Here is a 5,433-nt window from a genome sequence, read left to right on the forward strand (position 1 = left end):
TTTTTCTCTTATAGAATTTTAGGTAGTTGGCTTTAAGGTATCCCTTTTTAATCCAGTTAATGACTGTTTGGCGATTAACATCCAAGAAATAGGCAACCTGACTTACCTTTAAAAACCCCAAATTTCTTATCTTCTTCTTCTCTTCATCCGTTAAATAAAACTTCATAAATCCCCCTTTTTATTTAATTTCCTTCTATATATATAACGGATAAGAAGCCAAAAAGGTTACCACTTTTTTTATCTAATCTTGGGAAAGATTGCGACATCTTTTTATTTTCTTGATTTTTAATAAATTTTTATTTTAATTATATCTTGTGGTTAGCAAGGTAAAGGTTTTGATAATTTTTAGTAGCGGAACAAATTGTGACGAAGAGACCGAATTTGCCTTTCAAAAGGCAGGTGCCGAAGTCTCTAAATTCCATATCAATTATCTCAAAAGAAATAAGAAGTTGTTAAAGGAGTTTCATATCTTATGCCTGCCTGGTGGTTTTACTTATGGTGATTATATCTCGGCTGGTAAAATTTTGGCAAACGAACTTAAATACCATTTTCAAGAAGAGATTAAGAGTTTCATTAAAGAAGGTAAATTGATAATTGGTATTTGTAATGGCTTCCAAATTTTATGTAAGGCAGGACTTTTGCCTGGCTTTGATGACTATTTTTCGCCTCCAAAAGTTACTTTGACCTTTAATGATTCCCAAAAGTTTGAGTGTCGTTGGGTTTCCTTAAAAGTGAATTACAACTCTCCTACCCCTTTTATCAAAGATTTAGATGAAGTTATTGAGTTGCCGATTGCCCATGCCGAAGGCAAGTTTTTTACTGATGATAAAGAGGTTTTAAAAATATTGAAAGAAAATAGCCAAATTGCCTTAACTTATATTGATAATCCTAATGGCTCATTAGAAGATATTGCGGGAATTTGTGATAGGACGGGTAGAATTTTTGGACTTATGCCCCATCCAGAAAGGTTTATTTTTCCTTTACATCATCCATTGAGAAAAAATAGAATGGATGGTTTGAAATTTTTTATTAATGGTGTGGAGTATGCCAAAAGAGAATTATAGCCCAAGAATTTTTGAACACCCAATTTTGAAGTTTGAGAAGAAGAGGTTAGTTAAGTTTTATTTTGAAGGAAAGGAGTATTATGGTTATGAAGATGAGCCAATTGCCTGCGCCTTAATTGCCAATGGCATCAAGGTCTTTCACATTACGAAAGAGAAGAAAAGGAAAAGGGGATTTTTTTGTGCGATTGGTCGTTGTTCTTCTTGTCTGATGAAAGTTGATGGCAAAAGGAATGTGATGGTTTGTATTACCAGATTAAAGGAGGGAATGAGAATTGAACGCCAATGATTTAGAAAGAAAGATTGTAGTGATTGGTGCTGGACCAGCAGGTGCCAAAGCCGCGATTACGATTGCCGATTTAGGTGGCGAAGTTCTTTTGATTGATGAAAACCCTTATGTTGGTGGCCAATTAGTAAAGCAGACCCACAAATTCTTTGGCTCAAAAGAGTTATATTGTGGTTTAAGGGGCTTTGAGATTGCCAAGATTTTAGAAGAAGAGATAAGAAAGAGAGATAATATTGAACTTCTCTTAAATAGTTGCGCAGTTGGTTTATATTTAGAAGATAATAAGAAGGTTATTGCGGTTGTGAACGAAGAGAAGTTAATCAAGGTGACTTGTGATGTTTTAATTCTTGCTACTGGTGCCTATGAGAATTTTCTTTTGTTTGAGAATAATGACCTGCCAGGTGTTTATGGTGCTGGTGCGGTTCAGACCTTGGTAAATCAATATGGCGTAAGACCAGGAAGAAGATGTCTAATGGTTGGTAGTGGTAATATCGGCTTGATTGTTGCCTATCAATTATTACAGGCAGATATTGAAGTGGCAGCAGTGATTGAGATTTTGCCAAAGGTAACTGGCTGGTATGTCCATTATGCGAAATTAAAAAGGTGTGGCGTACCGATTTTAACTTCCCATACTATTGTCAAGGCAATTGGAAAAGATTATGTCGAAGGAGCGGTGATTGCCAAGGTGAATAAGAATTTCAAGATAATAAAAGGGAGTGAAAAACGCTTAAAGGTTGATTTTATCTGTTTGGCGGTTGGCTTAACTCCTTTTACCGATTTACTTTGGCAGATAGATGCGCAATTAAAATATATTCCCGAACTGGGTGGCTTTGTGCCCTATTATGATGAGAATTATGAAACTTCTATTCCTAATATTTTTGTTTGTGGTGATGTTGCGGGAATTGAAGAGGCATCAACCGCAATGTTAGAAGGAGAAATTGCTGGTATATCAGCCTACGAAAAGGTTTATGGCGAAACTGAAAAGACAAAAGAATTAAAAGAAGAGAGGAAAAAATATCTTTCTCTTTTAAGAAAAAGTCCTTATAGTAAGAAAATATTGGTTGGCTTAAAGAAACTGAGAAGTGGTAATTGATACCATCATCCTTGTTCCTTTTCTTTTAATTGAGAACAATCTCTTAAATTATTTACAAAAAGAACTTTACAAAACCTTTGAAATACCAGTAATTATTGAAAAAGAAATTTCTTTGCCGAAATCGGGTTATTCTAAAAAGAGAAGGCAATATGATGGCAATTACTTTATTAGCGAGTTAAGAAAGAAGGGTTATGAAAATAAGATAGTTTTAGGGATTTGCGATGTGGATTTATATGTAAAAGGATTAAATTTTATATTTGGCTTGGCATCACCATTAGAAAAGGTAGCAGTTATCTCATTAACAAGATTAAGAGAAGAGTTTTATAATAAGCCGACAAATGAATCATTATTTTATATAAGGGCTCTAAAAGAGGCAACCCACGAGATTGGTCATCTATTCAATTTAAAACATTGTGGGGACCCAAAATGTGTTATGTTCTTTTCCAATTCAATATTTGATACTGATAGAAAAGGTCCTAATTTTTGTCCTTTCTGCTTAAAAAAGTTAAAAGGAAGATAGCAAAAGTAATTGTTATAAGGGATAAAGTTAAACCAATTAAAATATTTTTCTTATTATAATAAAATCTAACGATATGTTTTCCTTCTTTTACTGGTACCGCCCTTAAAAGATAATTTGCTTCGTATATTTCTTCTTTTTTATTGTCTACTTTTACTTCCCATTCGGGATAATAGATTTCCGAAAGTAAAAGGATTGCTGGATAATTTGTCTCCAATTCAATAACAATCTCATCAATATCATATTTAATAATTTTTAGAAAGTTATTTATCTTATCCTTTTCGCTTTTCTTATTAAAGTTAGGGATATCTTTTTTCAATATTATTCTATTATAAATATCAAAGGTATCGGAATTTAACAAATCTAAAATCTCTTTTTCATCATTAACAACTATATAATCATAATAAAGTCTTGCCCTTTCCAAATAACTTTCATTTTTTATTAGTTCCATTCTTCCTTGTTCAACCTTAATTTTATATTTCACATTTAAAAGTTCACATTTTCGCTCCCGATTAATATGAAAACTTGAGAAATTAGCAAGATTTAAAGGAGTATAACCTTCTAACAATTCCAATTTCCATAAACAGCCTTCATTTCTTTTCAATATCATATAACTATCTATTCTTGAATTTATCCTAAAAAATTCCTTTTCTCTTTCGTATTGAAATTGCCTAACCAAGGTAGTATAGGGATAATAATCTTCATCACTAATTGGTGATTTACTAAATTTGCTACCAAAGATAAATAAATCAAGATAAATTATCAAACCGATAATTATCAAATAAACAGTTATCTTCTTTATCTTAAAGAAGAAGATAAAAATTGTAACGATTAAAAAGAAAAGATAGATAAAAAATTGGTTTTCGCTATTCTTATAAAACCTTTCAGGAATCTTTCCTTTAAATATCAAAAAGAGAACGACTGAAATTATTAGGAAGATAATTAGAAATTTATAAAAATTCTTTTTCTCTTTATCTTTTAAAAAAGTTTCTATTCCCAAGGCAGATAAAATTATCATATTAAAAATATAAATTGCTAAAAACCGGGAAGGAAAACGGAACTGCTTTAAACCTGGTAGGATATTAAAAAGTAAATTATATAAGAAAAAGTTTTTACCAAAGGCAAAAAATAGGGCAATAATTGCTGGAATAAAAAAGAGATATTTCTCTTTTCTTTGGGAATAGATTAAACCATAAAGGGCAAAAAAGAAAGGTAAAATTCCAAAATAAATTCCTGTTTCCCAATAATAATGACCAAAAGGATAAAGCCAGTAAAATATGGTATCAGTACCTTCGCCACTAACACTGCCAAAAAATTTGGGAATAAAGATATTAATCAACTGTAAAAAGGATAAGGAGCCATCACTGGCTTCTTCAAAGGTTAATTTTTTTCTTACGGTAAAAGGAAGATATTTATAACTGGGATAAAACTGAACCATTGCGATTCCCAAACCAACCAAAAAGAAGATAAAAAGATTAATAAATTGGAAGCGGTTAAACTTCTTATTGATAATAATATTCAAAAGAAAATAAGAAAGAAGATTATAGATTAAAAATAATGAGAATTGTGGATAGCCTGCCAGAAAAGAGAGACCAAAGATAACTCCACCATAAATAGCATTCTTACTAATTTTATTTTCTTTTAGGAATTTAAAGAAAAAATAACTGACAATTGGAAAATAAGTAAAAACCGCCAAAGGACCAAGTTGGATAGTTCTTAAAGTAACAAAAGATGAAAAAGTTAAAATCAAGGAGCCAATAAAAGAAATCTCCTCATCAATCTTTAAACTCTTTAATAGGATAAAAGAAAAGAGAAAGATTAATAAAATGTGAAAAATTACAATCAATTCTACCTGATAATAGGTTAAACTTTTTAAGCCATTAAGAAAAAGAAAGAAATAATTTAAAGGATAGAAAACTTGCGATTGGATATCATTTAAAAAAGGCATACCGGAAAAGACATAAGGATTCCAAACAGGCAGTTTAAACTTCTTTATACTTTCTTTTAAATATGTTAAAAAGGGATACCATTGATATAAAATATCATCCCATAAATATTTTTCCTTAAAGATAATCTCTTTATAGAAAAAAAGAATTAAAATAAGGGCGATTAAAAGATAGAATAATTTTTTCCTTTTCATTAAATATTATGGGTCTCTTTTACAATATATTGTGGTCTTCTTTTTAATTCAAAATGGATTCTTAAAAGATATTCACCAACAATTGATAGAGAAATAAAAAGAATACTTAAAAAGAAGGAAGAAAGAGTAAAAATTAAAATTATTTTACTTTTACCAATAAGAAAAATAATAAAAAGAATAAAGGTTAGGAAGATAAAAAACAAAGAGAAAAGTTGGATTAGTCTAACTGGTAGAGTAGTAAAATTGATTAAACCGTCAATTGCCAAGGATGCTAATTTAAAAAAGGATTTGCTTTTGCCACCCTTTCTTTCTGGTCTTTCACTTTCAATACCAATT

The 5,433-nt window shown here is 30.5% G+C and carries 6 protein-coding genes; 4 read left to right on the forward strand and 2 right to left on the reverse strand.

What is annotated here, in order from left to right; translation table 11 throughout:
* The first annotated feature begins 335 nt into the window (after window positions 1-335).
* Genes purQ through ABIK75_08240 form a run of 4 tightly spaced genes read left to right on the forward strand, consistent with a single transcriptional unit; the run spans window position 336 to window position 2,960 of the window.
* Entirely contained in the window at window positions 336-1,064 is a 729-nt protein-coding gene (gene purQ / locus ABIK75_08225; protein MEO0091075.1) for a phosphoribosylformylglycinamidine synthase I, read from the forward strand.
* A complete protein-coding gene (locus tag ABIK75_08230) occupies window positions 1,045-1,350 on the forward strand; it encodes a (2Fe-2S)-binding protein (GenBank protein MEO0091076.1) in 306 nt (101 codons plus the stop codon). The genes purQ and ABIK75_08230 overlap by 20 nt, the downstream gene beginning before the upstream one ends.
* Complete coding sequence (locus ABIK75_08235) at window positions 1,337-2,440, forward strand: FAD-dependent oxidoreductase (protein ID MEO0091077.1); 1,104 nt, start codon at window positions 1,337-1,339, stop codon at window positions 2,438-2,440. Before ABIK75_08230 ends, ABIK75_08235 begins: the two co-directional genes overlap by 14 nt.
* On the forward strand, window positions 2,430-2,960 hold the full coding sequence (locus ABIK75_08240) for an archaemetzincin family Zn-dependent metalloprotease (protein ID MEO0091078.1): 531 nt from the start codon (window positions 2,430-2,432) through the stop codon (window positions 2,958-2,960). Before ABIK75_08235 ends, ABIK75_08240 begins: the two co-directional genes overlap by 11 nt.
* On the opposite strand, the gene ABIK75_08245 is transcribed toward ABIK75_08240, so the two are convergent.
* A complete protein-coding gene (locus ABIK75_08245; protein MEO0091079.1) occupies window positions 2,917-5,097 on the reverse strand; it encodes a YfhO family protein in 2,181 nt (726 codons plus the stop codon). The genes ABIK75_08240 and ABIK75_08245 overlap by 44 nt on opposite strands.
* Window positions 5,097-5,433, reverse strand: a 337-nt coding sequence (locus ABIK75_08250) for a hypothetical protein (protein MEO0091080.1), incomplete at its 5' end; no start/stop codon positions are given. The genes ABIK75_08250 and ABIK75_08245, both read right to left, overlap by 1 nt.

The organism is candidate division WOR-3 bacterium (genome assembly GCA_039801725.1).
Taxonomy (GTDB): Bacteria; Hydrothermota; Tepidihabitantia; order Tepidihabitantales; family DTDR01; genus DTDR01.

Coding starts and splice junctions, on each gene's coding strand:
- ABIK75_08230 (MEO0091076.1), top strand. CDS start 1,045: ATGCCAAAAGAGAATTATAGCCCAAGAATTTTTGAACACCCAATTTTG.
- ABIK75_08245 (MEO0091079.1), bottom strand. CDS start 5,097: ATGAAAAGGAAAAAATTATTCTATCTTTTAATCGCCCTTATTTTAATT.